A 24,762-nucleotide genomic window follows, 5' to 3' on the forward strand; every position below is an offset into this window, starting at 1 on the left:
TGCTGGCGATCCGCACCTGCTGGGACCGTCCGCGGCACTCCGACGTGCCCTGGTTCGCGGTGGCCACCGAGGCTGGGGAGGCTGCGCTGATCGCGCGGCTGGCCGATCGACCGGTTCGGCTGCAGGCGATCAGTGAAGAGGGTGTCGAGCTGACGGGGGCAGCCGGGACGGCCGCGCGTCTGCAGCCCGGTCAGGTGCTGCGGCTGTCCCTGGTGCTGGTGGAGTCGTCAGAGTCGTCGGAGTCGTCGGAGACGGATCCCGCCGCCTGGCCCGTGACGGTGGCGCTCACCCGGGGCGACCGGATCGGCTGCTGCTGGGGCCCCCTGACCTCTCGGCAGCGCGAGGCCCTGCAGGAGCTGCTGTACCGCCGACCGGGCCTGTGGCCGGTGCGGCGGGCTCCGTCCGAACCGCTGGCCCTGGCCGTGCTGGTCGGCAGGCTGTTCCGACCGGTTCCCCCCGAAGGCTGGTTTCGGCGCAGCCTGCTGCCGATCCGGCTCGGTGCCATCCCCGCCCGGAGGGCGTCCACGCTTCAGCAGTTGGCGGCCTAGGGCGTTGGGGCCTAGTCCAGGGGCGGGTAGCTCGGCTCCCAGCTGGCCCGATCCAGGCAGGCGAGCGCCTCGGCGGGGCTGGCGGCCAGCCGCGCCAGCCCCTGCTCCACCGCTGTGACCGCCACCGCTTCCGCCACGGCGCGGGACACGGCGCGGACCTCGGAGAGGGGCGGCATCAGGGGCTGGCCCGGGTCGCGGGCGGCGGGAATGGCCGCCGCCAGGGCCTTCAGGGCCGCATCGATCATCTCGTCGGTCACCTGCCTGGCCCCCACCGCCACGCAGGCGAAGCCGAGGCCCGGGTAGAGGAAGCAGTTGTTGCACTGGCCGATCACCCGGGGCACGCCTTCCCACGGCACCGGCGCAAAGGGGCTGCCGGTGGCGACCAGCACCCGCCCATCGGTCCACTGCAGCAGGTCGGCCGGGGTGGCTTCGGCGAGGCTGGTGGGGTTCGAGAGCGGCAGGATCACGGGCCGGGGGGTGGCGCTCGCCATCGCCTCCACCACCTCGCGGCTGAACGCGCCGCGGACGGTGGAGGTGCCGATCAGCACCGTGGGCCGCACCCGCCGGACCACCTCCAGCAGGCCGATCCCCCCGTCGCCGCCCGCCTGGAACAGGCCCCGCTCGGCGGCGGGGCGGGCGAAGGTCTGGGCCGCCGGCGGGATGTCGGGCTCCCCCTCGATGAGCAATCCGGCCCGGTCGATGGCCCAGAGGCGGGCGCGGGCTTCGGCCGGCTCCAGCCCCGCGGCCTCGAGGAGCCGCACCAGCCGGTCCGCGATGCCACAGCCGGCCGTTCCCGCCCCGAAGATGACGATCCGCTGCTGGGTGAGCTCCTGGCCGAGCCCCTGGCAGGCCGCCAGGACGGCCGCCGCCGCCACGCCGCTGGTGCCCTGGATGTCGTCGTTGAAGCTCGGCAGCTGCTGGCGGTGGCGTTCCAGCAGCCGGCGGGCCTGACGGTTGCCGAAGTCTTCCCAGTGCAGGAAGGCCCCGGGAAACACCTCCGCCACGGCGGCGACGAAGGCGTCCACGAAGGCGTCGTAGGCCTCGCCGCCCAGGCGCGGGCGGCGCAGGCCGGGGTAGAGGGGATCCTCCAGCAGGCTGGCCCGGTCGGTCCCCACATCAAGGGTCACGGCCAGGGCGCGGCCCGGGTGCAGTCCACTGCAGAGGGTGTACACGGCCAGCTTCCCCTGGCAGATCTGGATGCCGCCGACGCCCTGGTCGCCGAGGCCGAGGATCCCAGCGCCGTCCGTGACAAGCACCAGCTCCACCGGCCCCGGGGCCGCCTGGCGCAGCAGTTCGGGGAGCTGCCCCTGGTGCTCCGGCGTCAGGTAGACACCCAGGTCGGGTGGTTGGTGGGCATGGCCGAAGCCCTCGATCACCGCCCCCACGGTGGGGGTGTACACCACCGGCAGGGCCTCCTCCACGTGATCCCGCAGGAAGGCATGGAAGAGGGTGAGATTGCTGCGGCGCAGCCTGCTCAGGTAGGTGAAGCGCTCCAGGCTGCCCTGCAGCCGGCAGAAGCCCTCCCAGACCCGCTGCACCTGCACGTCGAGGGTCTCCACCGCCGCCGGCAGCAGGGCTTCGAGCCCGAGGGCCCGGCGCTCCCGGTGGCTGAAGCCCGTGTCCCGGTTCAGCAGCGGATCCGCCAGCACCGCCGTCCCCCGGCGCCGGTCGGGCTCCGAGGGGGTGGCTCGGATCCTGGTGGTGTAGCTGAACTCGGAGCTCACGCCGGTGCCGCGGTAATGGCCGCTCACCGGGGCGGCCAGGCGGTGATCGGCCGTGGCCGCCAGAACCACGTGGCCATCGGCCACAGCCAGGCCCAGGCTGGGGTCATATCCGCGCCAGCCGCCCCCCGGGAGCCAGACCTCCGCCCAGGCATGCAGCTCGTGCTCACTCACCTCCGGTGGATGGTGCATCGAGTAGCCGCTGACGAAACGGGCCGCCAGTCCGAGGCTGCGGCACGCGTCCACGTAGAGCACGGCCGTGTCGCGGCAGGCCCCCTGCCGCTGGGCCAGGGTCTCCGCCGCCGGCATGGGCTCCCCGTCGAAGCGCCCCACGTGGTGGAAGGTGTGGTGGATGCGGTCGGCCAGGTGCATCAGGACGTCGGTGGTGCGGTGCTCCACCTCCGCGGCGAGGGCGGCCGCCCAGCGGGCGACCGTGTCATCCACGGGATCGCCGGTGCCGCCTGCCAGGAACGGGGCCAGGGCCTGGGCCTGGACCGGGGGGTAGGCCATGGGCAGGGTCTGGCTCCCCGGCTCGGTCAGGATCCAGTCGAACGGGTTCTGCCGCAGGGTCTCCACCACAGCGGTCGAGCGGATCGACAGCCGCTGGCGCAGGTCGCTGAACCAGCAGACCGTGGCGTCCCCACCCCCCGGCTCCAGCACCACGGAGCAGCCGTCCGCGGGGTCGCTCAGCTGGAGCGTGTGGCTCAGCACCCGCTGGGTCCCATCCTGGCGGGGGGTGAGGCGCAGGGTGTGCGGTTCGAGAAACACCGGCCGCCCGTAGCGGTAGTGCAGCTCGTGGTGGATCTCAAAGAACATCGGGATGGCTCAGCTGTCCGGACCACGGCCGTTGCCGCTGTCGTATCCGCCCAGGGAGCGGAACATCAGACCCCCGCCTGCCGCCATCAGGACCACCATGGTGAGCAGGCTCCAGAGACTGGTCTCGCGGAAGCTGAAGAACAGACTCTGCAGCACCCCCACCCCGACGGCGGCCAGGGAGGCCCAGATCAGGAACCAGCCGGCCTTCGACCAGCGGCCGGCGAACAGAAGGCAGACCCCCACCCCCAGCGGCAGCATCAGCAGCCCGAAGCCATCGCCCACGCCGCGGGCCAGGGTGCCGGTGAAGAAGGCGCCGTAGCCGCCGCCCCGGCCGAGGCCGAAGCGCAGGGCCGAGCCCACCATCACCTGGTTGGTGAACAGGAAGATGCCGGCGCCGAAGAGGCTGCCACCGACCAGGAACAGCAGGAAGTCCTGGACCGGGTTGCGCTGCATGGGGCCGACCGCTTGCCGCCGCCTCAAGTTATGGCACGCCCATCGCCCGCGCACGATCCATCCGGCCAGCTGAACCGGCAACGCAAAGCGGCCAGGGCCTCATCCGGCAGCCCCAGGAAGCGATCCAGCCAGGCGTCGCCGCTGGGCTCCACCCGCGCCACCCCCACGAGCAGGGCGCTGCCGTCGGATTGGAGCGCGGTGCCCTCGGCCCGGTGGCGCTGGCCCGTGGCCCTCCCCGTGGCCAGGGTGGTGGCGATCCTCAGAGCCGGCGGCCGGTAGATCCGCCCGAAGCTGCAATGGAACAGGGCCGTGAAGCGGAGCTCCAGTCCGCCGCTGCGGGGGTCGAGGCTGCCGGCCAGTTCCTGGGCCTCGATGGCGATGCACAGCCCCGGCGGCAGCGGCAGGCCCAGAAACCGGGTCGTGCGCCAGGTGAGCGGGGGGATGGTCAGCCCGGCGGGGTCGAACACCACGGAGCATCGGCCGTCGCTCCCGCTGACGCCCAGCTGGGCCTGGCCACCACCGCCGCGTGCGTCGTAGCTGAAGCCGGGGTAGGCGCCGATCCTGAGGCCGCAGCCCCCGAGGGTGGCGAGCTGCAGTGGGGTCATGGCGTCCTGGATCGGCGTGTCAGGGGCGTGTCAGAACTCGCGGAGCACCTCGAGGCTTCCCCTGGCATGGAGATCGGCGAGGGCGTCGTAGCCGCCGATCAGCTGGCCGTCGATGAAGATCTGCGGCACCCGGCCGGGCTCCTGGGGATGGCTCACCCGATGCGGGATGCCGAGGGTGCGCAGCATCCGCAGGGCCCTGGCGGAGTAAGGGCAGCCCGGCAGCACGGCGATCTCCACCCGGGGCGGCTCGTTGCTCACTGGGGTGGGTGCGACTGTCGCCTGCGCCACCGGGAGAGCCGCATCCGGCTGGGCGGGGTCGAACATCCCCACCAGCAGGTCGGCTCCCTTGAGCACCTGGGAGCCCGGTTCGAGATGGCCGCCCCACACCTGGCAGGCACCATCGGAGAAGCTCAGGTGCAGGTGCACCCCCTCGGGGGCCAGGGTGCCCTGCAGGGTGATGATCTCCAGCTCCCCCCGCAGCACGGTGGGATCGGCCTGGCCGGGGCACTGGAAGGCCGCCTGGGAGAGGTTGCCCACCACACTCAGCACGAAACCGCTGCAGCCTTCCTGCCGGGCCAGCTCCTCGAGGGCCTGGCGCACGTCACTGCCGGGCTCGAGGTGGAGCGCCAGGAAACGCATCGGCGACAGGGCTGAACGGCCAGGCAAACCTACCCTTCGCCAGGGACGCCCGTGCCTGCAACCTCCCTCTCCCCGTTCCCTCGCCCCGATCGGGTCTCCGGCCCTGACCATGGCCTTCAACGCCCCCCGCTCCTACATCCTTCTCTCGATCGGGGCGGCCGTCGCCACGATCGTGCTGAAGACCGCCGCCTGGCAGCTCACCGGATCGGTGGGTCTCCTCTCGGATGCCATCGAGTCGGTGGTCAACCTGGTGGCGGCCCTGGCGGCCTTCGGTGCCCTCAGCCTGGCCGCCAAGCCGGCTGACCGGCGGCACCACTACGGGCATTTCAAGGCGGAGTACTTCTCCAGCGGTCTGGAAAGTGCCCTGATCCTGGTGGCGGCCGTGGCCATCCTCTACACGGCCGTGGGCCGCCTGTTCGAACCCCAGCCCCTGGGGCCCCTGGACGTGGGCCTGGCCCTCTCCCTGGTGGCCACGGCTCTCAACGGCCTGGTGGCCCTGTTGCTGCTGCGGGCCGCCCGGCGGTTCGATTCGATCACGCTGCGGGCCGACGCCCACCACCTCCTCACCGACGTGTGGACCTCGATCGGGGTGGTGGCCTCCCTGCTGCTGGTTCCCCTCACCGGGCTCACCCTGCTCGATCCCCTGGTGGCCATCGCCGTGGCGATCAACATCCTGGGCACCGGCTGGAGGCTCCTGCGGGAGACGGCCTCGGGCCTGATGGACCGATCCCTGCCGGAGTCCGAGCAGCAGCTGCTGGAAGCGGTGCTGGCCTCCCATGCCGGCACATCCGTGGCCTTCCATGCCGTCCGGACCCGCGTGGCAGGCTCCCGGCGGTTCGTCTCGCTCCATGTGCTGGTGCCCGGTGCCTGGAGTGTCCAGACGGGGCATGACTACTGCGAGGCGCTGGAGCGCGAGATCGTTGCCCTGCTCCCGCGGGCCCATGTGTTCACGCACCTGGAGCCGATCGAGGACCCCGTCGCCTGGAACGATGGCGGCTTCCAATGGGACCAGGGCTGAGGGCTGCCGTGCCTCACAGCGCCCGGGCCGGACCCTGCAGACCCGGCGTTCCGCCCGGTGGTGGCGGGGCCCATCGCGGCGGTTCGAGGCTGGCGAGCAGGGCAGCGATCCCCACCAGCCCCAGCAGCAGCCACCACCGCCGCGGAGGCCCCACCCGGCCCGATCGACGCGGCAGGCGCTGGCGCCGCTCGGCCTGCATGCCCAGCGGCCGGCCGCAGCGTCCGCAGACATAGCGGCCGCCCAGACTTCGATCGGCCTTCACGGACCAGCTGCCGCAGTTGGGGCACGCCATCACCAACCTCCCTGCCCGTGGGTGTGCATCCTCCGCTTCTAGCCCGCCAGCTTGAGCAGGTAGAGCACCTCCTCCAGGGCGTCAGCGGCCAGCTGGCCGGCGTAGCGCTGGGGGTGCTGCGCTGTGCAGCAGCTGGCGAAGGGCTGCAACAGGGTGGAGGGCCGCGGGTGGCAGAACTGCACGACGCTGAGCCGGGCCTGCTGGCTGCCAGGCGGGGCCACCACCCGGTGCCAGCCACTCGGGATCAGCCCGTTGCTGAGCCGTTCCAGCATCAGTCCACTGTTGATCACCACCTGGCCTTCCGGCGGGACGGCATCCACCCAGTCCTCGCCCACCCGGACCTGCAGGCCTGGTGCGGTGGCACGTGGCAGGGCGGTGATCAGATTGATGTCGGCGTGGGGGGCTGCCCAGGCGTGACCCTCCCTGGGCGCCTGGATGATCGGGGGGTAGTGGACCGCCCGGGTGAGGGTCGGGGCGTCGGCCACCATCGCCTCGAAGATGTCCTCATGGACGCCGAGCCCCACGGCGATCACCCGCAGAAAGCGGCGCTGCAGATCGGCGATCGCCCGGTGGAACGCCCCCAGCACGGCGGTGATCCCGGGCACGGCGGCCTCGGGCAGGAGGGGTTCGGGATAGAGAAGCGGGAAGCGCCGTCGCAGCGGATGGCTGGCCGGCAGCGGCGCAGCCCAGTTGAGCATTTCCTTCCAGTCGGCCAGACCCTCCCCGGCTGCCGTCTCCACCAGGGTTCCGGTGTACCCGGTCTGGCCGCAGGCAGCCTCGACGGTGAAGGCCTCCTTTTCTGGGCGGGGCAGCCGGAAGAACTGCTCCAGTCGTCCATAGGCCTCATCCAGCAGGGCTGTCGGTAGATCGTGGTTCGTGTACACGAATCCGGTCGCCAGGCTGCGACGCACCCCATCGACCACGGCCTCCCGGGCCGTGCGGTCACCCCGCTCGAAGCGCAGCAGGTCGACATCGAGCATCGGGAGGTTCATCGCGGTCGGGCGGCGCTCACGGGACTGGGCACTGGGCTCAGGCCACCGAGACCCCTTTCCAGAAAGCCACCCTCCCCTGGATCTCCCGGGCGGCCTGCTTCGGCTCGGGGTAGTACCAGGCGGCATTGGCGTTCACCTGGCCGTCGACCACCACGTCGTAATAGTGGGCCTCGCCCTTCCAACCGCAGACGGTGCGGTGATCCGACGGGCGCACGCAGGCCGGATTCAGGGCCTCGGCGGGGAAATAGGCGTTCCCTTCCACACGCACGATGTCGTCGCTGCTGGCGATCACCGCACCGTTCCAGCTGGCTTGCATGAAGGTCTCCCGGATGGGCGCCATCCTGGCCCTTCCACCGGGCCGGCGCTTGCCAACCCCGTCAGGTTCCAGTTCAGTGCAGCCACCGTTCAGAAGAGAGGGAGTCTGTGATGGATCACCCCACAGCCCTGGCTTCCTGGCGTCACCGTGGTTGCAGCGTCGATCTCTGCGCCGACGCCGGCCGTGTCGCCCCGTTCCGGATCACCCACCCCAGCGGCCTGTCGCTCGGCGAGGTCGCCAATCTCCGCGAGGCCAGGGACCTGATCGACGAGGAGCTGCCCCTGCTGCGTCAGCGCCTCGCTGCTTCGGCCTGACGCCCCCGCCGCGGGGGTGCCGTGCCGCTCCGCCATGCCGCTCCGCCGTGCCGCTCCGCCGTGCCGCTCCGCCGTGCCGCTGCCCCGCCGTGCCCTGGGCAGGACGTCATACCCATGGCCGACATTCGCTGTAGGACAGGTGGGTTGGTTGCGCCCGTTCGGCCTGGGTCATGATCCCCACCCTCTCGGAACGTCTCCAGGCCCGCAGCCATGACCCCTACTGGCGCTGCCATCCCCCCGCTCCCTGGGGGCTTCCGCTGGAAACCCCGGTGGCCCTGCAGGTGCTGCGCCAGCCGACTGACCCGACGACCAGTGACCCGACGAGCACCGACCAGCTGAGCAACGACAAGCTGAGCACCGACCAGCCGACTGCCGAAGTCCAGCTCCGGGATTTCGGGGGCAGGGATTTCGGGAGCAGGGACCTGGGGGGCAGGGAATGGGTTCTGCTGCTGGCCATCGCCCTGGTGTGGCTGCTGGAGGGCCTGGAGGCCCTGCGCCAGATTCTCGGGCGGAGGCGCCGAGCCAGCGGTTCACCTCCGCCGCAGCCGCAGCCGCAGGGCCCCGATTCCCGCTCCAGGCTGGGCAGGCCCCTGTTTTCAGGATCCCGGGCCGGCGACTGGCTGCCGGCTCGAGCCGCTGTTCAGGGTCGTTGACGGTGGGAAGCGTTGCTGTGACGGGATGATGCCCGAAGCCTCCAGAGGAGCGGGTGTGTTCGATCTGACTCAGCAGCTGCTGGGCTCTGTCAGGGTTTCTCCCCTGCATCGGGCCACGGCCGAGGGGCTGCAGGGTCAGCACCGGCAGAGGGCCCTCGTGGTGCGGCGCATCCTGCCCAATTTCATCATCATCGGGGCCGCCAAATCAGCCACGACGACCCTCACAACCATTCTTCCCCGCCATCCCCAGATCTTCATCAGCCGCCCGAAGGAGCCGAAGTTCTTCGGGCGGCATTACGCCAAGGGGTGGATGTGGTATCGCAAACTCTTTCTCCCCGGCCGGGGCTATCCCCTGCGGGGGGAGGCCAGCACGATGTACGCCAGTGCGCTTCCTGAGTTTCGCTGTGCTCCTGCGCTGATGCAGCGCTACCTCCCCGATCTCAGGATTGTCTATGTCGTTGGCCATCCCCTCGATCGTCTCGTCTCCCATTGGCGCCATCTCCGGGGCCGCAAGCCGGACTTCGTGGCCTTCGAGGACTTTCTCTCCAACCGCCATGCCGCGAATCTGCTGATCGGATGCTCCAGTTACCACGCCCGGATCAGCGATTACCGGGCCCATTTCCCTGAGGCTCAGATTCACTGCATGACCTTTGAGGATCTTCTGGCCGATCCCGCTGATGAGCTGGCCAGGCTGCTCGCGTTCCTCGGTGCTGCCTCGGTCGCGCCGGAACAGCTGCTCGACGACGGCAGCCTGCCCGCGGTCAACAAGGCTGGGGAGAAGGGGCGGACGCTCGTGCCCTCACCCCGCTGGCCCCCTGAGCTGCGCCGCCAGGTGATCGACCGTCTGCGCCCGGATGCCGAAGCCTTTCTTGCTTCCATCGGCAAAGCAACGGACTATTGGCGTTGGTGAGGGCCGAAGACCTTGAATGGTGGTCAGGGCCAACGGCCCCAGGATTCCGTCCTGTCCCCGCTGGTGTCCGGGGCGCCACCCTCCACCGTGCTGCCGTCCACCGTGGTCCCATCCGTTCCCATTCCGATGCTCCGCCAACCCCATCTCTCCTGCTGCCTTGCCCGTGCTGGATCCCTTGCGGCAGCTGGCCTGATGGCGCTGGCGGCTGCTTCCCCCAGCCCGGCGGCGCCGGCCGAAGCCGCCACATCCCAGGAGGCTGTGTACGGCTTCGGCTGCGTGCAGCAGGACGGCAACTATCTGGTCGGCCTCGGCCTGATCCCCCGGCCGAGCTTTGATCTGGCGCTCAATCCGATGTCGGTTCCCCCCCTGAAGGGATCGGGACTGCGTCCGATCGCGCAGCTTTCCGGACCGGTGGGCGGGGTCTCGGTCTCCCACCGCTGCACCTCCATCGCCACCCGGCTCACCAACCTGGCTCTGGCCACGGGCACGGCCTCCCCGGTGGGGATTCTCACGCTCACCCAGTTTCTGCAGGCCGGCATCGTGGCCGGTCAGCCGGTGATCGCGATCGGCCAGCTGGCCCTTCCCGATGTGCTGGCGACGCTGCCCCTCGGAACTGATCCCCAGCAGGCCCTCAACCGGGTGACCCAGCGGATCCAGCAGGTCGCCGCCGCTCCGGCCATTGCCGAGGTGCTGCTGCGGGAGGGGCTGGTGGAATTCGTCGAGATCGAGATTCCCTGATCAGGGGCGTCAGCGATCAGGGGCGCCAGCTGACCCTTTCCCGCCCGCTCCCCAGGCACCGCCTGCCTTGCAGGGGCTCCAGCCAGATGACCACAGCCAGCCAGTGGAGCAGCACTGCGGACCACAGGGAACCGCTGAGGACGTACTCCAGCACGCAGGCGCTGCCGAGCAGGGTGCACTGCAGCAGAAAGCGCGGGTCATGGAACACCGCCCACCCCTGGGGATACCAGAACCTTGCCGCCAGCGGGTGGTAGGCCACGAACAGACCCACGCTCAGCGCCCCCCAGGCCGCCATGGCGCCGCCGCCCACCCCTTCGAGCGGGTGGGGCAGCAGCAGCACCCGGAAGACCAGCTCCTCCACCAGGGCCGGCATCAGCAGCAGCCCGGCGGCACGCCGCAGCGTCAGCCGCCACGGCCCCCAGCGCCAGGGGCCCTGCAGAAAGCCGCTGCGAAAGCCGAGCGGCAGGGCCACGGCCGCATACAACCCCAGCACCAGCAGGGACCAGCTCAGCGGTGGACCCAGGATTGGCGGGAAGAGGGCATCCCCCAGCCGCTGGAGCAGGGTGCCGACCACGGGCAGCTGGCCGAGCAGGCTGGTGGGGGCCAGAGGTGCGAGGGTGTCGTCCTTGCCCGGGATCTGATTGGTGCGCAGGATCCAGATCGGCAGTCCTCCCCGCACGAACACCGTGGCCATGCCGTCATGGGCCCGGCGGGGGAGCATGGAGCGCCAGCTCAGCAGCACGTCCTGCGCCCGCTGGCTGGTCTGGAACGTCGCGCTGGCGGCGCCTTCCTGGCGTCCGGTGCCGGCGCTGGCAGTGACGCCGGCATTGTGGCGCCAGTCCTGACGCACCATGCCGAAGGGGGTGAGCAGGCTGTTGAGGGCCTCGCCGAGCCGCTCACGGCGGCTCCGTTCCCCAGGTGGCTGATCGGCGGCCAGGCTCCCCTGCCGGCGCAGCAGATCGAGGGCGATCCAGAGGGCCTGGCTGGAGTCCTGCACGCAGGAGGTGGCCGGCGTCACCAGGGCCACCCCGGTCCCGTCCCCGGAGCGGTAACGGGCGCTGAGGATCTCGCTCTGGACCGCGAGCACATCCAGCAGGGGGCCATCGAGGGGCACCAGCACATCGGCGATCGGTCGGGTGCCGACCCAGCCCCGCTGGAGGTTGCCGGCGTAGGCGCTCCAGTCCTGGCTGCCCGCCACGATGCCGTTCGGATTGTTGGCGTAGATCTGGTGGTAGCGGAGATCCAGCCGGGGATCGCCGCTGAACGGATCGCGCACCACCCGTGCCTCGCCGAAGGCGAAGTGGCCCGTCACGGTCCAGCCCGGGGTGGGCTCCCCATCGGCTCCCCCGATTCCGCCGAAGCTGTGCACCAGCAGGGCCCGCTGCCCGACGGCGGCCAGGGGCGGCCCCTCTGGGGCGCCCGGCGGGCGGGACCCCGATGCCGGCGGGTCCACGCTGTCGGGGAGCACGGCGATGGACTGGAGACTGCCCCGTCGCAACGTGGCCGCTGACCAGGTCTCCCGGTTGATCACCGCCAGAGCGGCACTGGTGCCCCGCACCACCCGCTGCGGGGTGAGGCTCAACAGGGCGCGGGGCTGGATCGCCTGCACGGTGAACACCCCATCGGCCGTGGGTGAGCCATAGAGCAGCCATCCCTGGGCGTTCAGCGGGGAGCCGGCCAGACCTGTGGGATCCAGCATCAACCGGCCGAACCGGTCGGGGGGCAGGCGGGGAATGCGGATGCGCTCCTCCGGTCCGTCGAAGCCCCCGCTGGCCGGGTCGAAGTGGCGCACCAGCACGCGGTCGGGATCATCTGGGGTCGGCACCGCAGCCACCACGGTGGCCAGGGCCATCCAGCGGCCGCTGGTCTGCACCGGCGGCCGGCCGATGCGCAGGGTGTCGCCCTCCAGGCTCACCTCCTCCAGCTGCACGGTCAGGTCGTCCACCGGTCGTGCCCCGGCCAGCGACTGCAGGGGCCCCACCGCCTTGCGACCATCGAGGCGTGTCGGCACCACGTTGGCCGCTGCTGCCGCCTGGCGGGCCGAGGCGCCCAGATGGATGTCCGTGGTGACGGCCGCCACCAGGGCCTGGAGCTCGGGATGTTCGGCCCAGGTGAGCCGCAGCCGCCGTCCGCGCAGCTGCTGTTGTCCGGCGGGGGTCTGCTCCAGCTCCACCCAGACCCAGTCGCCGCCGCGGCTGGCGGTCTCGGCGGGGGTCGGCAGGATCAACCGACCCATCCACGCGGCGTGGGGTCGGTACAGGAGCGGTGAGGGGCGTCGGTCGAGGGGATAGGCGCCCGGCTGGCTGTAGGGCGAGCGGCGCGCCAGGGCCTCGCTGCTCACGGGCAGGGGGTCGGTCGGGGTTCCCCGCCGGCCTGGCTCGGCCAGGAGCGGGCCCAGGAGCTGGGGCAGTCCCGTCAGCAGCACGACGGCCATGGCCAGCAGGCCGGTCAGCCAACGGCGCCGTCCCAAGGCGCTCCAGCTCGCGTTGCTCATGGTCCCTCCAGGATGCCGATGTCCAGCTGCGAGCCCCGCTCGGTGGCGACCACCGCGATGCCGCTGCGGATCCTCTCCCGCAACGTGCCGACGTGGCTGATCAGCCCGATCATGCGACCGCCCTCGCGCAGCCGGTCGAGTTCATCCATCGCCAGCTGCAGGCTGTCGGCGTCCAGGCTGCCGAACCCCTCATCGATGAACAGGGCCTCCAGGCGCACCCCGCCGCTGTGGGCCTGCACCGTGTCGGCGACCCCCAGGGCGAGGGCCAGGGAGGCCTGGAAGGTCTCCCCGCCGGAGAGGCTGGAGACCTCGCGCTCCTCCCCGGTGAACGCATCCAGCACCCTCAGACCCAGGCCGGCCTTGCTGCCGCGCCGCTGACCCGAGTCGTCCGAGAGACGCAGGTCGTAGCGGCCGCCGCTCATCAGGGCGAGGCGCTGGTTGGCGTAGCCGCAGATCTCCTCCAGGTAGGCGGAGAGAATCCAGCGCTGCAGGGAGATGTGGGGCTGGCTGCGTCCCCAGCAGCGGTCCGCCACGGCGTTGATCAGGTCGGCCGTGGTCTGCAGCCCGCGCAGCTGCTGCTCACCCTGGCGGTGGCGTTCCACCAGGGCCGAGATCGTCTGGCGAGCGCCAGCCGCCCGGGTGAGGCGCTCCAGGGCGGCCTCGCGGCGCGCATCGGCCTGCGCGCGGGCCTCGTAGGCCGCCGCGGGATCGGGACGCTCCTGCGGCACATCCTGCAGCTCCAGCGAGGCCAGCACCCCTTGCTGCCGCAGCCGTTCCTCAGCGTGGCGCTGGATCTCCGCCTGCCACCCCGCCCGCTGGTCCGGCTCGGCCAGAGCCTGCTCCAGGGTGGCCCGATCGCTGAAGCCGGCGCTGAGGAGATCCTCGGCGAGGCGCCGCCCAGCCTCCTGCTCGCGGCTGACTGCTCCGTGCCAGGCCTGGCTGGCCCGGGCCAGATGGTCCAGGGCCCGGGCCAGCTCCGTGGCGTCCTCGAGCAGGCGGCTGGGATCCTGCCCCTCGCCGAGCTCGGCCGTCAGACGCTCCTGCAGGCCCCGGGCCCGCTCCGCTTCACTGCGGGCCCGCTCCCGGTCCCTGGCCCCATCGAGGCGCAGCTGCTCCAGACGTTTCTCGTAGGTCAGCAGCTCCTGCCCCAGCTTCTGATCGTCCAGCTCCAGCTCGGGCAGGGCCTCCGCCTGCCGGCGGGCGGCCGCCAGCTCGTTCTCGGCGGCGGCGGCCGCCGCCTGGGCGCTCCGCTGGGCCCCGGCGAGATCGGGCTCCAGAGGGCCCACCTGCTCCTCGAGGCTCTGGCGCCGCGCCAGGCAGCGTGCCTGCTCGCCCCGGGCCTCGGCCAGGGCGCGGGCGGCGGCCTCCAGGTCCTGCTCCGCGGCCGCCACGGCCTGGTCGTCGACGACCGTCCCGTCAAGGGCCGATCCGTCAAGGGCGTCCCCGTCAGGGGCCGATCCGTCGAGACTGTGTTCGCCAACAGCCTGCCCCGCACCCGCCCCCTTTCCGGCGGTGGCTGGCTGCGGGTGTGTCCTGGAGCCGCAGACCGGGCACGGCACACCGCTCTGCAGACCGGCGGCCAGTCGGGCGACCATGCCGGCCAGCTGGCGTTCCCGCAGATCGAGCTGGTGGCGGCGGGCCCGTTGTTGCCGCTCCTCGACCGACAGCGCCGCGGCCGTGGCCTGCACGGCCTGCCGCTGGGCGGCCTCGAGCTGCTCCAGCAGGCCGGTCCGGGCCCGGGCCTGCGCGGCGGCCTGGGCCAGGCCGGTGAGGGCGTCGCGGCAGGAACGGGCGGCCAGGATCCGCGGTTCGAGCTGGCTGCGCCGCTCCTGGTGCGCGGCCACCAGGGCCAGCCCCCGGCTGATGCGGGCGGTGCCTTCCTCGACCGCCGCGGCGGCCTGGCGCTGGGCGGTGTGGGCCTCCCGCGCTTCCTGGCTCAGGCCCACCAGGCGTTTCAGCTCCCCTCGCCGGGCAGCCAGGCTGGTGAGGGCCGTCGTGAGTGCCCCCGCGTCCGGCGGCTGGAGCAGGTCCATGGCCACCACGACGTCCGGCAGCCCCTGGCCCCCGTCCCGCCGATGCCGCGCGACGCTCAGCGAAGCCTGGCAGGCCTGCTCCGCCCTGTTGCGGGCTTCCCGGGCTTCGCTGATGGCCCTGAGGCTGGGCCGCAGCTGCTCCGCCCGCTCCGCCAGGTCCAGCCTCAGCCGCAGCTGGGCGATCGCGGCGTCCTGCCGCTCGAGCTCCTGCAGCCGCTGGCGGGCGCCCTGGCGGCGGTCCCACCGTTCGGTGAGCGTCAGGCAGGCCTGCAGGTCGGCCTGGGCCTGTTCGAACCGGCGCACGGCGACTTCATGGTCCGATCGTGCCGTGGCCTCCTGGGTGGCGATGGCCGCCCCGAGGGCCTCGAGAGCGGCCTGATCCAGCTCAGGGCCGTCCGGCTGCGGTGCCGCGTCCGCCCGGATCGAGGCGTCAGGCTCCGACCAGGGTTCCCACGCCTGCCACACCTGCTCGCGCCATGTCGCCAGGCAGCGGCGCTGCTCGGCCAGGCCAACCCGGGCCTGGCGGGCCTGATCCTCCAGCCAGCCCATGGCGCGCTCGTAGAGCGTGGTGTCGAAGAGGGTCTTGAGCAGGGCTTCGCGCTCCTCGTCCCGGGCCCGCAGCACCTCGGCGAAGCGCCCCTGGGGCAGCAGGATCACCTGGCGGAACTGGGCTGCATCGAGACCCACCAGCCGGGTGATCTCCCGGCTGACCTCCGTCACATTGCCCGCCACCGGCTCGCGGCCCTCCCCCACCAGCCGCCAGAGGGCCGCCTTCGCCGGTCGGGAGGTGGTGCCGCTGCCGCGGGCCTTCGGCGCCTCGTGGGCCGGCTGCCGCTCCACCCGCCAGCGGCCGTCGGCCGCCGAGAATTCGAGCGCCACCCGGGGGACGGCCCCGGCTGGGGCATGGTCGGAGCGCAGACCCTTGACGCTGCGCTCACCGGAGACCTCGCCGTAGAGGGCGAAGCAGAGCGCATCGAGCAGGTAGGTCTTGCCCGATCCCGTGCTGCCGTGGATCAGGAACAGCCCATCGCGGGCGAGGTTGTCGAAGGGCACACGGACCGCTTCGGCATAGGGCCCGAAGGCCTCGATCTCCAGCAGATGCGGCCTCATCGTTCCGTCGCCTCCTGCCCAGTGGGGTGCTGCCGATCCCCAGGGGCCTCCCCGCCATCCCTTCGGCCGGCCGCCGCCAGGGCCTGGCGCAGCAGCTCGGCTTCGGCGGGCAGGGGCGGGCGACCCTGCTGGTCGGCGTAGAAGGCCAGGCTCCGCTCCAGAGGCCCCCGGGCGCTGCGGATGCTGAGCGTGCGGCCACTGGCCGAGGCGGGGGTCCCCTCCGGGCGACGGTGCCGCAGCTCCACGATGTGGGGGAACCGGACCCGCAGCCGCGCCATCGCCTGCAGGGGCAGCAGCTCATCCGTCAGTTCCACCCGCACCCAGGCCTGGCGGGCCGTCTCCAGTTCAGGATCGGCCAGAAGGGCCTCGAAGCGGCCGCTGAGGCTGCGCAGGGGGCGCCCGACCCCCAGGGGCACCACCTCGACCCGCAGTCCACCGTCCTCGGCCAGCTCCACCAGCCTCACCGACTTCACGTGCCGCTCCTCCGAGAAGGAGTAGGCCAGCGGCGTGCCGGAATAGGCCAGCCGCGGACCGTCCAGCTGCTGGGAGCCATGCAGGTGACCCAGGGCGACGTAATCGAAGCCCCGGAAGGCCTCCACCGGCACCGCATCGACACTCCCCACCGACAGCTCCCGCTCCGAGTCGGAGCTGCTGCCGCCGGCCACGAACGCATGGGCCACCAGCACCGAGCGGCCACCGCCCCGCTGCTGCAGGTCAGCGCGGATCCGCTCCAGGGCCAGGCTCGTCACTTCCTGGTGGCGCCAGCGCCCGAGCGGCTCCGCCCCCGTCGCCTGCTGGAGGCCCGGCCCGTCGAGCAGGGGCTCGAGGTAGGGAAGCGGGTACACCGCCACGGGGGAGCCCCCCCGCCGCGGCGCCACCAGCACCGGCTCGGCCGAGCGGCGCCAGCTGCCCCGGATCGTGACCTCCAGCGCCGAGAGCAGTTCGTCGTACACCGACACCCGCACATGGGAGTCGTGGTTGCCGGCGATCGCCACCACCGCGGTGCCGCTCTGGCGCAGTCGGGCGATGGTGTCGGTGAACAGCCGCACCGCCTCCGCGGGCGGGATCGCCCGGTCGTAGAGATCACCGGCGATCACGACCAGGTCCGCCTCGGCATCCCGGCTCAGCTCCACCAGCCGCTCCATGGCCTCCGCCTGGGCCTCCAGCAGGGAATGGCCGTGGAAGCTGCGGCCGAGGTGCCAGTCGGACGTGTGCAGCAGGCGCACGGCAGGCCCGAGGGAACGGCCATTCTGGCGGGGGGGGCTGTGGGGCTGTTCCCATCCCCCCGCCCTGTCCCGATGCCCTGCCGCGCACCGCTGCCCCTGGCCCAGCTGCCCCCCCTGCCGCCGCTGCGGCTGGCGGTGGTGGGCCACGTCGAGGTGGTCACCTTCCTGGCGGTGGACCGTCTGCCGGAGGCCGGGGAGATTCAGACGGCCCGCAGCTGCCTGGAGGTGGCTGCCGGCGGCGGTGCGGTCGTCGCCGTCCAGCTCGCCCGCCTCACCGGCTCCCCGGTGGCCTTCTTCACCGCCCTGGGGCGCGATGCCGTCGGGGAGCGGGCGGCGGCGGACCTCGAGGCCCTGGGGCTGGAGCTGCATGTGGCCTGGCGCGACAGGCCCACCCGAAGGGGGGTCACCTTCGTGGACAGTTCGGGTGAGCGCACGATCACGGTGATCGGCGAGCGGCTCAACCCCGGCGGTGAGGATCCCCTGCCCTGGTCGAGCCTCACGGCCTGTGACGGGGTGTTCGTGACCGCGGCCGATCCCATGGCTCTCCAGCACGCCCGCAGGGCCCGGCTGCTGGCCGCCACACCGCGGGTGCGCCTGCCCGTGCTGCGCCAGGCCGGCGTGCGCCTCGATGCCCTGATCGGCAGTGCTCTGGATCCGGCGGAGCGGGTCGAGGCTGGCGCCCTGCAGCCCGAGCCTGCCCTGCGGATCGCCACGGCGGGGGCGGCGGGAGGGGAATCCTGGCCGTTCGGACCCTTTGCCGCGCCACTGCGCCATCGTCCCGCCCTCGATGCCTACGGGGCCGGGGACTCCTTCGCCGCTGGGGTCACCGCGGGCCTGGCGGCCGGCTGGGGCGTGCCTGCGGCGATCAGCCTGGGCTGCCATTGCGGCAGTGCCTGTCTGGATGGGCGCGGTCCCTATGCCAGCCAGCTGCACCGCACCGCCTCGGGCGCCCTGAAGCCCGTCGGATGATGGCCTCGCGGCAGCAGCTGAGCCTTCTGGGCCCACCCGCCGGTCAGCCGTTGCGGCTGGAGCGCCCCGGCCTGGTGCTGCGCCACTGGCCGGCCTGGCTCGACGATGCCGATCTCTGGCTGGAGCGGCTGCTGATCGAGGTGCCCTGGAAGCAGGAGTGGATCGTCCTGCATGGCCGCCGCCATCCGCTGCCGCGGCTCACCGCGGCGATGGGTGACCCCGGCTGCCACTACAGCTACAGCGGCGTGGCCAATCCCCTCGAGCCCTGGAGCTCCGCGGTCGAGGAGCTGCGCCGGCGGGTCGAGGCCCTGCTGTACCCCCGGGACCCCACCCAGCCCAGCGACGCGGCCCCGGGCTTCACCAACGTGCTGCTCAACCTCTACCGCGACGGCCACGACCACATGGGCTGGCATGCCGATGCGGAGCCCAGCCTGGACCCCACCGCCCCGATCGCCTCCCTGAGCCTGGGGGCCAGCCGCTGTTTCCGGCTGCGGCCCCGCACCCGGCCGGCCCCGACCCCAACCCCGGCCCCGACTCCGAACAGCGACGCAGGCCCCCTGGGCGCGCTGAGCCTCGAGCTCGGCCGTGGCGATCTGCTCGTGATGGATCCCCCCAGCCAGCGCCACTGGCAGCACCAGCTGCCGCCGCGCCGCCGGATCCGCGACGCCCGGATCAACCTCACCTTCCGCCGCGTCATCCCCCGTGGGGGTTCGATGGCCGAGTGATCCGGGGCCCTAGGGCAGGGCGACCAGCACCCCTCCGAGGGCGATCAGGGCGATCCCCAGCCAGCTCCGCCCACTCAGCTGCTCCCCCAGCACCAGAACGCCCAGCAGGGCCACGAGCACCACACTGAGTTTGTCGATCGGGGCGACGCGGGAGACCGGACCCAGTTCCAGGGCCCGGAAGTAGCAGAGCCAGGAGACGGCCGTCGCCAGGCCGGAGAGTCCAAGGGCCACCAGGCTCCCCCTGGGCAGGCTGCCCAGCGCCTGTCCCTGCAGCTGGCCGGTGGCCAGCAACCCCACCGCCAGAGCGATCACCACCACCAGGGTGCGCAGAAAGGTGGCGAGGTTGGGCTCCAGACCGGCCAGGCCGAGCTTGGCCAGCAGGGAGGTGAGGGCGGCACTAGCCGCCGCCAGCACCGCCCAGAACTGCCAGCTCGCCAGCAGGCCCGCTCCCACCACCTCGTCGGCCCCGCTGCTCATGGCACCAGGTTCACGAGCTTGCCGGGCACCACGATCACGCGGCTTGGGGCCTTCCCCTCCAGCCACTTGGCGGCGATCTCGCTGTCGAGGGCGATCCGCTCGAGGGTGGCCTTGTCGGCATCGGCCGGCACGTCCAGGTTGCCGCGCACCTTGCCCTTGATCTGGATCACCAGGGGAATCGTGTCGCGCAGCAGCGCCTGGGCATCGGCGCGGGGCCAGCTCTGCAGATGGATGCTGGCAGCGGCGCCGCTGCCAGCGCCGAGCATGGCCCAGAGCTCCTCGGCCAGGTGGGGCGCGAAGGGCGCGAGCAGCAGCAGCAGGGTGCGCAGCGCCTCCCGGGCCACCGGCTCTGGGGCGGCTTCGAGGTGCTCGGTCATGGCGTTGCTGAGCTTCATCAGCTCCGAGACCGCGGTGTTGAACTGAAAGTCGCCGTCGAGGTCGTCACTCACCGCGGCGATGGCGGTGTGCACCGCCCGGCGCAGCTCCCTGGCGCCGGGGTTGAGCGCCGCGGCATCGATCGACACGGCCGCCGGGTTCTCCCCCGGGGCTGCCGTCCCGTCGCCATCGAGCCTCAGGCCCCGGGCGCGGGCCCCGTCCACCAGGCGCCACAGGCGCTGCAGGAAGCGGAACTGCCCTTCCACATCGGCGTCGTCCCACTCCAGATCCTTCTCCGGAGGTGCCTTGAACAGGATGAACATCCGTGCCGTGTCCGCCCCGTAGCGGTCGATCACCACGGACGGGTCGACGCCGTTGTACTTCGACTTCGACATCTTTTCGTAGAACACCTCCAGCACCTCGCCGGTCGTCGGGTCGCGGGGGTCGGTGGGGTCGGCCACATCGGCCGGGGCGATGTACTTGCCACTGACCGGGTTCTTGTAGGTGATTCCCTGCACCATCCCCTGGGTGAGCAGACGGGTGAAGGGTTCGGAGAAACCGAGCAGGCCCCTGTCCCGCAGCACCTTGGTGAAGAAGCGGGCATAGAGCAGGTGCAGGATGGCGTGCTCGATCCCACCCACGTACTGGTCCACCGGCAACCAGTCGTCGACCGCCTCACGGCGGAAGGGCAGGGCGTCGTTGTGGGGGTCGCTGTAGCGGAGGTAGTACCAGCTGGAGCACATGAACGTGTCCATGGTGTCCGTCTCCCGCCGGGCGGCCTGGCCGCAGCTCGGGCAGGCGACCTGCCACCAGCTCTCCAGCTGGGCCAGGGGGGAGCCGCCTCGGGCGCTGATGGCCGCACGGCGGGGCAGTTCCACCGGCAGCTGATCGGCCGGCACGGGCACCACTCCGCAGCTGGGACAGTGAATCACCGGGATCGGACACCCCCAGTAGCGCTGGCGGGAGATCAGCCAGTCGCGCAGGCGGTACTGAACCTTCTGCCACCCCCAGCCCTGCTCCGCCGCCGTCCGGGTGATCGCCTGCTTCGCCTCGCCGCTGGCCAGCCCATCGAAGGGCCCGGAGTGGATCATCACCCCGGGCTCCGTCCAGGCCCCACCTTCGTAGGCGCGCTCGTCACTGCCCTCGGGGATGATCACCTGCCGCACCGGCAGTCCGTACTGGCGGGCAAAGACGAAATCGCGCTGGTCGTGGGCCGGCACCCCCATCACCGCACCGGTGCCGTAGTCGGCCAGCACATAGTCGGCGATCCACAGCGGGATCAGTTCGCCGCTGAGGGGGTGGCGCACGCGGGCGCCGATCGGCACGCCGCGCTTGGGCTTGTCTTCGGCAGTGCGTTCCTGCTCGCTCTGGCGGCTCACCAGGTCGCAGAAGGCCTCCACCGCGAGCTGCTGCTCCGCTTGGGTGAGCGTGGCCACCAGGGGATGCTCGGGTGCCAGCACCAGGTAGCTCACCCCGTAGAGGGTGTCGGGCCGGGTGGTGAACACGGTGATCCGCTCTCCACTCTCCTGGCCCTCGCCATCGACGACGGCGAAGCTGAGTTCGGCGCCGGTGCTGCGGCCGATCCAGTTCGCCTGCATCGTGCGGACCCGCTCGGGCCAGCCCTCCAGGGTCGGCAGGTCGTCGAGCAGCTGGTCGGCATAGGCCGTGATCTTGAGGAACCACTGGCGCAGCTTGCGTTTCTCCACCAGGGCTCCGGAGCGCCAGGAGCGCCCCTCACTGTCCACCTGCTCATTGGCGAGCACCGTCTGATCCACCGGATCCCAGTTGACGGTGGCGTCCTTCTGGTAAGCCAGGCCGGCCTCCAGGAACTGCAGAAACAGCCACTGGGTCCAGCGGTAGTAATCGGCGTGACAGGTGGCCACCTCTCGGTCCCAGTCGATCGAGAGTCCGAGCCGTTGCAGCTGCTGCCGCATCGCGGCGATGTTGCGGTCGGTCCAGTCGGCGGGGTCCACCCCCCGCTCGATCGCGGCGTTCTCGGCCGGCAGCCCGAAGGCATCCCAGCCCATCGGGTGCAGCACCCGGTGACCGCGCATCCGCTGCACCCTGGCGATCACGTCGGTGATCACGTAGTTGCGCACGTGGCCCATGTGCAGGTTCCCCGAGGGGTAGGGGAACATCGAGAGGGCCATGAACGGCTTCGGGTCGCCGCTGTCGGCGCTGCCGCCGCTGTCACCGGTGCCGCCGCTGGGGGTGCGGTGCAGCTGCTGCTGGTCCCAGTGGCGCTGCCAGCGCTCTTCGATGGCCTGCGGTTGGTAGCGGCTGCTCTCGCTCACGTCAGGCCAGGACTCGGATCTGTGATGGTGCCACAGGCGCGTTCAGCCCAGGCAGCGGATCACGCTCACCTGCTCCCGGTTGATCAGGGTGAGGGGGCGTTCGCTGTTGGGTTCTTCGCCCTGGCGCAGCCCGATGTAATAGACGTCCTGCCACTGGATCACCCCCTCCAGTTCACCGCCTCCGACCACCTGGATTCCCACCGCCTGCTTGCGGCGGATCAGGTTCTGGATGTGGCGCACGCTGGGCTGGGCCGTATCCAGCGTCGTCGGCTTGTGATCGAGGAAGCTCTGCATAGGATTCGCTCCAGGCTGAGGTTGCCCCATCGTGCTGCAGTACAGCAAATATCAAGGTCTGGGCAATGACTTTCTGCTGGTCGACGGTCGCGACGCCGCCGCCAGCGAGGAGTGCTTCGGCCTCACCCCCGAACGGATCCAGCGGCTGTGTGACCGTCGTTTCGGCATCGGCGCCGACGGCGTGATCCTGGCCGTGCCTCCCCGCGAGGGCGGTGAGTTGCGGATGCGGATCTTCAATGCCGATGGCACCGAGCCCGAGATGTGCGGCAACGGCATCCGCTGTCTGGCCCGCTTCCTCGCCGACAGCGATGGTGATGCCCCGGGGCGCTGCTGGCAGATCGAAACCCTGGCCGGGCGGATCGTGCCCGAGCTGCAGGACGACGGCACCATCCGTGTCGACATGGGCGCGCCGTTCCTGGAGCCTGCGGCGGTTCCGACCACCCTGCCGATCGGCGACGCCGGGATCCCGCAGGGGCAGCTGGAGGCTTGCGGTGCCTCCTTCCTGGTGGGGGCGGCCGGGATGGGCAATCCCCATGTGGTGATCCCCGTGGAGGATGTGGACGCGGTGGATCTCGAGCGCTTCGGTGCGGCCCTCGAGGTGGATGCCGCGTTCCCGGCCCGCACCAATGTGCATTTCGTGCAGGTGCTCGACCCGGGCCATCTGGTGATGCGGGTGTGGGAGCGCGGCGCGGGCCCGACCCTGGCCTGCGGCACGGGGGCGTGCGCCACGCTCGTGGTCTGCCATCGCCTCGGCCTCGCCGAACGGGAGGCCCGGGTCGATCTGCCGGGTGGCCCCCTGTGGATCGCCTGGGACGGCGCCACCGATCACGTGATGATGACCGGGCCGGCCGAGGCCGTGTTCGACGCGGTGCTGGCGCCCTCGCTGTGGGGGGAGGCCCCCGAGACCTCCGGTCCTGACGCTTCTCAGGATCTGCCCTTCACGCCCGCCACCGCTGAGCCCTTCACGGCTGAGCCCGCCAAGGCCGGCCTCGCGGAGGAGGCCACACCGGCGCCGCCGCCCGTCGACTGCGCCACCGTGTGTGTGCAGGGCTGCATCCGTCCCGAGGCCTGCCCTTCTGCCGCGGCGCGAGCCCGGGTGGAGGCCCTGCTCAGCAGCAGCTCCCTCGATGATCTGGTGAACCTGGCGACCAGCTCGCTCGAGAGCCGCACCCGGGCCCGTTTCGAGCGGGACACGGGTCGGCCGGGCTGAGCCGTCGGGCGTGACGACCGCCGCTTCCGGCCACGGCCCGCTGTACCTCGACGCCTGTGCGACCACGCCGCCCGCGGCAGCGGTGCTGGAGGCCATGGCGTCGGCCGCCGCCACCGCCTGGGCCAATCCCTCCAGCCTGCATGGCTTCGGCCTCGCCGCCGCCGAGTTGCTCGAGCGCAGCCGGCTGGGCATCGCCAGCAGCCTCGGCTGCGATCCGGAGGCCCTGGTGTTCACCTCGGGGGGCACCGAGTCGATCCACACGGCCCTGCTGGGGGCCGCCGCTCCTCTTCCCAGTGGCCGTCTGCTGATCTCGGCGGTGGAGCATCCCGCCACCCTGGCTGCCGCGGCTGCCCTGGAGCGGCGCGGCTGGCAGGTGGCCGTGCTGCCGGTGGATCGGTTGGGCCGGATCGATCTGACGGCCCTCGAGTCCCTGCTGGAGCCCCCGACGCGCCTGGTGTCGGTGATCTGGGGGCAGAGCGAGGTGGGCACGGTGCAGCCGATCGAGGCGATTGGTCGCCGCTGCCGTCAGGCCGGCGTGGCGCTGCATGTGGATGCGGTGCAGGTGGTCGGTCACCGCGGCGTGGCGTTCAACCGGCTGCCGATCGATCTGCTCAGCTGTGCGGCCCACAAGCTGCAGGGGCCGCGCGGCGTGGGAGCACTGCTGGTGCGCCCCGATCTCCCCTTCGTGCCCCTGATCGGCGGTGGTGGCCAGGAGGGCGGCCGCCGGGGGGGGACGGAGGCCGTGGCGCTGGTGGCCGGCTTCGCCCGGGCCCTGGAACTCTGCGACGCCCGCCTTGCGGCCCATGGCGGCACCGATCCGGTGGCCGCGCTCAGGGATGGGCTGCTGCGCCGGCTGCTCGACCTGCCCGGCCTGCGGCTCAGTGGCCCGGATCCTCTCGGCGGGCCAGCCGCCTCGGACGACCGCCTTCCCCATCACATCAGCCTGCTGATCTCCGACACCGCGGGTGCCCCCCTCTCCGGCCGCCGGCTGGTGCCGATGCTGTGGCGGCAGGGGGTGGCGGCGAGCAGTGGCTCGGCCTGCAGTTCCGGTGGCGGCCCCGCCCCCAGCCCGGTTCTGCAGGCGATGGGCCTCACGCAGGCCGAAGCCGCCAGTGGCCTGCGCCTCAGCCTGGGGCCCTGGTTGCAGGCCGCCGACCTGGAGAGCGTGCCCGAGGCGCTGATGCGCTCCCGTGCGGCCCTGGCACAGGCCGATGGACGAGCGAGCAGTCGTTAAGGTCGCCCCAGGACCTGGTGATCCGATGCTTCCTGCTGATCTGCGCACGGCGGAGGCCGAAGCCCTCGAGGCCATCCAGGCGGCCCTGGCGGCCACCCCCAAGGGACTCTGGACGGTGGAGTTTCGCTTCCAAGGGCTGCGTCTGCTGCCCGTTGCCCTGCGCTTCCTGGCCGGGCTGGGCGGAGCTCAACCGGGCCTGCGCATGCTGTTTGCCGATGCGGGTGCCACGGCCCTGGCCAAGCGGGACGGACCCGACTTCGCCCCCCAGCTGGCCAGCCTGCGCGACCAGATGCGGCTGCAGCAGGC

At 71.9% G+C, this 24,762-nt stretch carries 24 protein-coding genes; 11 read left to right on the top strand and 13 right to left on the bottom strand.

The genetic code is table 11. The features are described 5' to 3' along the window. A partial coding sequence (locus ACLD7X_RS11830) for a hypothetical protein (protein ID WP_425625185.1) occupies positions 1–548 on the top strand: 548 nt, incomplete at its 5' end. 11 nt (positions 549–559) lie between these two features. Here ACLD7X_RS11830 and maeA read toward each other — a convergent pair. From maeA to ACLD7X_RS11850, 4 genes are read right to left on the bottom strand one after another with little or no spacing between them, the layout of a single operon-like run. Beyond that, the gene (maeA, locus tag ACLD7X_RS11835) at positions 560–3,085 is read right to left on the bottom strand and encodes an oxaloacetate-decarboxylating malate dehydrogenase (protein ID WP_411423836.1); all 2,526 of its coding nucleotides are present in this window, start codon (positions 3,083–3,085) and stop codon (positions 560–562) included. Between the two features lie 9 nt (positions 3,086–3,094). Then, positions 3,095–3,538 (bottom strand): hypothetical protein, encoded by a 444-nt coding sequence (locus ACLD7X_RS11840; RefSeq protein WP_411423837.1) that lies wholly within the window; start codon positions 3,536–3,538, stop codon positions 3,095–3,097. Between the two features lie 23 nt (positions 3,539–3,561). Then, positions 3,562–4,143 (bottom strand): hypothetical protein, encoded by a 582-nt coding sequence (locus ACLD7X_RS11845; RefSeq protein WP_411423838.1) that lies wholly within the window; start codon positions 4,141–4,143, stop codon positions 3,562–3,564. A gap of 30 nt (positions 4,144–4,173) precedes the next feature. Next, positions 4,174–4,782, bottom strand: a complete 609-nt coding sequence (locus ACLD7X_RS11850; RefSeq protein ID WP_425625186.1) for a PCC domain-containing protein — start codon at positions 4,780–4,782, stop codon at positions 4,174–4,176. Between the two features lie 109 nt (positions 4,783–4,891). Between ACLD7X_RS11850 and ACLD7X_RS11855 the strand changes: the two genes are divergently transcribed. Next, positions 4,892–5,800 (top strand): cation diffusion facilitator family transporter, encoded by a 909-nt coding sequence (locus ACLD7X_RS11855; RefSeq protein ID WP_411423840.1) that lies wholly within the window; start codon positions 4,892–4,894, stop codon positions 5,798–5,800. 13 nt (positions 5,801–5,813) lie between these two features. Here ACLD7X_RS11855 and ACLD7X_RS11860 read toward each other — a convergent pair whose 3' ends face one another. Genes ACLD7X_RS11860 through ACLD7X_RS11870 form a run of 3 tightly spaced genes read right to left on the bottom strand, consistent with a single transcriptional unit; the run spans position 5,814 to position 7,400 of the window. Then, positions 5,814–6,092 carry a TFIIB-type zinc ribbon-containing protein gene (locus tag ACLD7X_RS11860; RefSeq protein ID WP_411423841.1) on the bottom strand — a complete coding sequence of 93 codons (279 nt, stop codon included), beginning with the start codon at positions 6,090–6,092 and terminating at the stop codon, positions 5,814–5,816. A gap of 38 nt (positions 6,093–6,130) precedes the next feature. Continuing rightward, positions 6,131–7,084: an isopenicillin N synthase family dioxygenase gene (locus tag ACLD7X_RS11865; RefSeq protein ID WP_411423842.1), complete on the bottom strand. Its 954-nt coding sequence runs from the start codon at positions 7,082–7,084 to the stop codon at positions 6,131–6,133. Between the two features lie 37 nt (positions 7,085–7,121). Beyond that, complete coding sequence (locus ACLD7X_RS11870; protein WP_412006654.1) at positions 7,122–7,400, bottom strand: DUF427 domain-containing protein; 279 nt, start codon at positions 7,398–7,400, stop codon at positions 7,122–7,124. 110 nt (positions 7,401–7,510) lie between these two features. Between ACLD7X_RS11870 and ACLD7X_RS11875 the strand changes: the two genes are divergently transcribed. The 4 genes from ACLD7X_RS11875 to ACLD7X_RS11890 all read left to right on the top strand — a co-directional run bounded on the left by ACLD7X_RS11875 (position 7,511) and on the right by ACLD7X_RS11890 (position 10,015). Then, positions 7,511–7,714: a hypothetical protein gene (locus tag ACLD7X_RS11875; RefSeq protein ID WP_411423844.1), complete on the top strand. Its 204-nt coding sequence runs from the start codon at positions 7,511–7,513 to the stop codon at positions 7,712–7,714. 170 nt (positions 7,715–7,884) lie between these two features. Next, positions 7,885–8,367, top strand: coding sequence for a hypothetical protein (locus tag ACLD7X_RS11880; RefSeq protein ID WP_411423845.1), 483 nt, complete (start codon positions 7,885–7,887; stop codon positions 8,365–8,367). 55 nt (positions 8,368–8,422) lie between these two features. Continuing rightward, on the top strand, positions 8,423–9,277 hold the full coding sequence (locus tag ACLD7X_RS11885) for a sulfotransferase domain-containing protein (protein ID WP_412006655.1): 855 nt from the start codon (positions 8,423–8,425) through the stop codon (positions 9,275–9,277). Positions 9,278–9,469: 192 nt separating this feature from the next. Beyond that, positions 9,470–10,015 (top strand): hypothetical protein, encoded by a 546-nt coding sequence (locus ACLD7X_RS11890; protein WP_425625187.1) that lies wholly within the window; start codon positions 9,470–9,472, stop codon positions 10,013–10,015. Positions 10,016–10,031: 16 nt separating this feature from the next. Here the strand turns inward: ACLD7X_RS11890 and ACLD7X_RS11895 are convergent, their stop codons facing one another. Genes ACLD7X_RS11895 through ACLD7X_RS11905 form a run of 3 tightly spaced genes read right to left on the bottom strand, consistent with a single transcriptional unit; the run spans position 10,032 to position 16,878 of the window. Then, positions 10,032–12,509, bottom strand: coding sequence for a CPBP family glutamic-type intramembrane protease (locus ACLD7X_RS11895; protein WP_411423848.1), 2,478 nt, complete (start codon positions 12,507–12,509; stop codon positions 10,032–10,034). Beyond that, positions 12,506–15,652, bottom strand: coding sequence for an AAA family ATPase (locus tag ACLD7X_RS11900; protein ID WP_411423849.1), 3,147 nt, complete (start codon positions 15,650–15,652; stop codon positions 12,506–12,508). The genes ACLD7X_RS11895 and ACLD7X_RS11900 overlap by 4 nt, the downstream gene beginning before the upstream one ends. Next, the gene (locus ACLD7X_RS11905) at positions 15,649–16,878 is read right to left on the bottom strand and encodes an exonuclease SbcCD subunit D (RefSeq protein ID WP_411423850.1); all 1,230 of its coding nucleotides are present in this window, start codon (positions 16,876–16,878) and stop codon (positions 15,649–15,651) included. Before ACLD7X_RS11905 ends, ACLD7X_RS11900 begins: the two co-directional genes overlap by 4 nt. 72 nt (positions 16,879–16,950) lie before the next feature. On the opposite strand from ACLD7X_RS11905, the gene ACLD7X_RS11910 reads away from it, so the two are divergent. Then, complete coding sequence (locus tag ACLD7X_RS11910) at positions 16,951–17,847, top strand: PfkB family carbohydrate kinase (protein ID WP_412006657.1); 897 nt, start codon at positions 16,951–16,953, stop codon at positions 17,845–17,847. Further along, entirely contained in the window at positions 17,844–18,572 is a 729-nt protein-coding gene (locus tag ACLD7X_RS11915) for an alpha-ketoglutarate-dependent dioxygenase AlkB family protein (protein ID WP_411423852.1), read from the top strand. The genes ACLD7X_RS11910 and ACLD7X_RS11915 overlap by 4 nt, the downstream gene beginning before the upstream one ends. A 9-nt stretch (positions 18,573–18,581) precedes the next feature. Here ACLD7X_RS11915 and ACLD7X_RS11920 read toward each other — a convergent pair whose 3' ends face one another. The 3 genes from ACLD7X_RS11920 to ACLD7X_RS11930 are packed head-to-tail and all read right to left on the bottom strand — an operon-like array spanning position 18,582 to position 22,012. Beyond that, complete coding sequence (locus ACLD7X_RS11920) at positions 18,582–19,049, bottom strand: EamA family transporter (RefSeq protein WP_411423853.1); 468 nt, start codon at positions 19,047–19,049, stop codon at positions 18,582–18,584. Beyond that, on the bottom strand, positions 19,046–21,718 hold the full coding sequence (gene leuS / locus ACLD7X_RS11925; protein WP_411423854.1) for a leucine--tRNA ligase: 2,673 nt from the start codon (positions 21,716–21,718) through the stop codon (positions 19,046–19,048). The genes ACLD7X_RS11920 and leuS overlap by 4 nt, the downstream gene beginning before the upstream one ends. A gap of 42 nt (positions 21,719–21,760) precedes the next feature. Further along, a complete protein-coding gene (locus tag ACLD7X_RS11930; RefSeq protein WP_411423855.1) occupies positions 21,761–22,012 on the bottom strand; it encodes an Hfq-related RNA-binding protein in 252 nt (83 codons plus the stop codon). Between the two features lie 31 nt (positions 22,013–22,043). Between ACLD7X_RS11930 and dapF the strand changes: the two genes are divergently transcribed. The 3 genes from dapF to ACLD7X_RS11945 all read left to right on the top strand — a co-directional run. Then, positions 22,044–23,222, top strand: coding sequence for a diaminopimelate epimerase (gene dapF, locus ACLD7X_RS11935; protein WP_411423856.1), 1,179 nt, complete (start codon positions 22,044–22,046; stop codon positions 23,220–23,222). 10 nt (positions 23,223–23,232) lie between these two features. Then, positions 23,233–24,456, top strand: a complete 1,224-nt coding sequence (locus tag ACLD7X_RS11940) for a cysteine desulfurase family protein (protein WP_411423857.1) — start codon at positions 23,233–23,235, stop codon at positions 24,454–24,456. Positions 24,457–24,481: 25 nt separating this feature from the next. Further along, a partial coding sequence (locus ACLD7X_RS11945) for a DUF1995 family protein (protein ID WP_411423858.1) occupies positions 24,482–24,762 on the top strand: 281 nt, incomplete at its 3' end.

This window comes from Aphanothece microscopica RSMan92, from assembly GCF_046613545.2.
In the GTDB taxonomy this organism is placed as follows: domain Bacteria; phylum Cyanobacteriota; class Cyanobacteriia; order PCC-6307; family Cyanobiaceae; genus NIES-981.

Bases quoted from the DNA above. Each gene is read 5' to 3' on its own strand.
- maeA (WP_411423836.1), bottom strand. From the start codon at position 3,085: ATGTTCTTTGAGATCCACCACGAGCTGCACTACCGCTACGGGCGGCCG.
- ACLD7X_RS11840 (WP_411423837.1), bottom strand. From the start codon at position 3,538: ATGCAGCGCAACCCGGTCCAGGACTTCCTGCTGTTCCTGGTCGGTGGC.
- ACLD7X_RS11845 (WP_411423838.1), bottom strand. From the start codon at position 4,143: ATGACCCCACTGCAGCTCGCCACCCTCGGGGGCTGCGGCCTCAGGATC.
- ACLD7X_RS11850 (WP_425625186.1), bottom strand. From the start codon at position 4,782: ATGCGTTTCCTGGCGCTCCACCTCGAGCCCGGCAGTGACGTGCGCCAG.
- ACLD7X_RS11855 (WP_411423840.1), top strand. From the start codon at position 4,892: ATGGCCTTCAACGCCCCCCGCTCCTACATCCTTCTCTCGATCGGGGCG.
- ACLD7X_RS11860 (WP_411423841.1), bottom strand. From the start codon at position 6,092: ATGGCGTGCCCCAACTGCGGCAGCTGGTCCGTGAAGGCCGATCGAAGT.
- ACLD7X_RS11865 (WP_411423842.1), bottom strand. From the start codon at position 7,084: ATGAACCTCCCGATGCTCGATGTCGACCTGCTGCGCTTCGAGCGGGGT.
- ACLD7X_RS11870 (WP_412006654.1), bottom strand. From the start codon at position 7,400: ATGCAAGCCAGCTGGAACGGTGCGGTGATCGCCAGCAGCGACGACATC.
- ACLD7X_RS11875 (WP_411423844.1), top strand. From the start codon at position 7,511: ATGGATCACCCCACAGCCCTGGCTTCCTGGCGTCACCGTGGTTGCAGC.
- ACLD7X_RS11880 (WP_411423845.1), top strand. From the start codon at position 7,885: ATGATCCCCACCCTCTCGGAACGTCTCCAGGCCCGCAGCCATGACCCC.
- ACLD7X_RS11890 (WP_425625187.1), top strand. From the start codon at position 9,470: ATGGCGCTGGCGGCTGCTTCCCCCAGCCCGGCGGCGCCGGCCGAAGCC.
- ACLD7X_RS11895 (WP_411423848.1), bottom strand. From the start codon at position 12,509: ATGAGCAACGCGAGCTGGAGCGCCTTGGGACGGCGCCGTTGGCTGACC.
- ACLD7X_RS11900 (WP_411423849.1), bottom strand. From the start codon at position 15,652: ATGAGGCCGCATCTGCTGGAGATCGAGGCCTTCGGGCCCTATGCCGAA.
- ACLD7X_RS11910 (WP_412006657.1), top strand. From the start codon at position 16,951: ATGCCCTGCCGCGCACCGCTGCCCCTGGCCCAGCTGCCCCCCCTGCCG.
- ACLD7X_RS11915 (WP_411423852.1), top strand. From the start codon at position 17,844: ATGATGGCCTCGCGGCAGCAGCTGAGCCTTCTGGGCCCACCCGCCGGT.
- ACLD7X_RS11920 (WP_411423853.1), bottom strand. From the start codon at position 19,049: ATGAGCAGCGGGGCCGACGAGGTGGTGGGAGCGGGCCTGCTGGCGAGC.
- ACLD7X_RS11930 (WP_411423855.1), bottom strand. From the start codon at position 22,012: ATGCAGAGCTTCCTCGATCACAAGCCGACGACGCTGGATACGGCCCAG.